This is a genomic window from Vibrio sp. 10N.222.49.C9 (assembly GCF_041474985.1).
GTDB classification, from domain to species: Bacteria; Pseudomonadota; Gammaproteobacteria; order Enterobacterales; family Vibrionaceae; genus Vibrio; species Vibrio crassostreae_C.
This window is the reverse complement of the sequence record NZ_JBFRVD010001075.1, coordinates 1-466: the sequence shown is the minus strand read 5'-3', so window position 1 is coordinate 466 and position 466 is coordinate 1. Positions and strand designations below refer to the sequence as shown.

Sequence of the window (466 nt, the reverse complement as noted above, 5' to 3'; positions counted from 1 at the left end):
ACCCTTATCTTAATTGCGTACTCGTTCGCAGTTTTGAAACGTTACTACAAGTTTGTGCGAGCATTCATTAGACGCGACCTTCTTCTTGATAACGAACTGCAGGAAATCCCACTAACAGGAATCGACTCTTTCAACTGGCGATGGCTACTCCCTGACAGTCTTCATTTTCTATCGCAATTAATCGCGACCCGAAACCTAAAGCCGACTCTTGTCGATCCGACGAAGAAACCACACACTGCAGTTTGTGCATCGTCATTCTCAGCAGGCTTCGCTCAACTTATGGATTTTGAACACAACTTTGTTCGATACCACGTTTCATCTGCCTATCAAGGTGAACTATCTGGTACGCCATTCATTGGCGCCAGTGTCACCGGCTATACGGAGCGACTAGTTCGCAAAGAAGGGAAGTCTAAACGAGAACACAAGAAGAAGACCAAGCACTTCCTCTATTTCAACAACCACTATC

1 protein-coding gene is annotated in these 466 nt (G+C 45.5%); it reads left to right on the top strand.

The window, feature by feature from the left end:
- Window positions 1-466, top strand: a 466-nt coding sequence (locus AB4585_RS26955; RefSeq protein ID WP_372171805.1) for a hypothetical protein, incomplete at both ends; no start/stop codon positions are given.